Source organism: Cupriavidus sp. 10L45 (assembly GCF_056395225.1).
In genome coordinates this window covers 1-1,196 of the sequence record NZ_JBFTJC010000032.1, presented here as the reverse complement: position 1 = coordinate 1,196, position 1,196 = coordinate 1, and the positions used below count along the sequence as shown (strand labels likewise).

The 1,196-nt window shown below is 62.3% G+C and carries 1 protein-coding gene; it reads left to right on the top strand.

What is annotated here, in order from left to right:
* The first annotated feature begins 2 nt into the window (after positions 1-2).
* Entirely contained in the window at positions 3-1,193 is a 1,191-nt protein-coding gene (gene tuf, locus AC1DFU_RS27580) for an elongation factor Tu (RefSeq protein WP_223995657.1), read from the top strand.
* Positions 1,194-1,196: the final 3 nt, after the last annotated feature.

Below are 1,196 nucleotides of genomic sequence, written 5' to 3'. Positions count from 1 at the left end.
AAATGGCAAAGGAAAAGTTCGAGCGGACCAAGCCGCACGTGAACGTAGGTACGATTGGTCACGTTGACCACGGCAAGACGACGCTGACGGCAGCAATCGCCACGGTGCTGGCTGCGAAGTTTGGCGGCTCGGCCAAGAAGTACGACGAAATCGACGCAGCGCCGGAAGAGAAGGCACGCGGCATTACCATCAACACCGCACACGTGGAATACGAGACGGCYAACCGCCACTACGCCCACGTTGACTGCCCGGGCCACGCTGACTATGTGAAGAACATGATCACGGGCGCTGCGCAGATGGACGGCGCAATCCTGGTGTGCTCGGCCGCTGACGGCCCGATGCCGCAGACGCGCGAGCACATCCTGCTGGCCCGTCAGGTTGGCGTGCCTTACATCATCGTGTTCCTGAACAAGTGCGACATGGTGGACGACGCCGAGCTGCTCGAGCTGGTGGAAATGGAAGTGCGCGAGCTTCTCTCGAAGTACGACTTCCCGGGCGACGACACCCCGATCATCAAGGGTTCGGCCAAGCTGGCGCTGGAAGGCGACAAGGGCGAGCTGGGCGAAGTGGCGATCATGAACCTGGCCGACGCCCTGGACACGTACATCCCGACGCCGGAGCGCGCGGTTGACGGTACGTTCCTGATGCCGGTGGAAGACGTGTTCTCGATCTCGGGCCGCGGTACCGTGGTGACGGGTCGTATCGAGCGCGGCGTGGTGAAGGTCGGTGAGGAAATCGAAATCGTGGGTATCCGCCCGACGGTGAAGACGACCTGCACGGGCGTGGAAATGTTCCGCAAGCTGCTGGACCAAGGTCAAGCTGGCGACAACGTGGGCCTGCTGCTGCGCGGCACGAAGCGCGAAGACGTGGAGCGCGGCCAAGTGCTGTGCAAGCCGGGTTCGATCAAGCCGCACACGCACTTCACGGGTGAGGTCTACATCCTGTCGAAGGATGAAGGCGGCCGTCACACGCCGTTCTTCAACAACTACCGTCCGCAGTTCTACTTCCGTACGACCGACGTGACCGGCTCGATCGAGCTGCCGGCGGACAAGGAAATGGTCATGCCGGGCGACAACGTGTCGATCACGGTCAAGCTGATCGCCCCGATCGCCATGGAAGAAGGTCTGCGCTTCGCTATCCGTGAAGGCGGCCGTACCGTCGGCGCCGGCGTCGTGGCAAAGATCCTCGACTAAGCA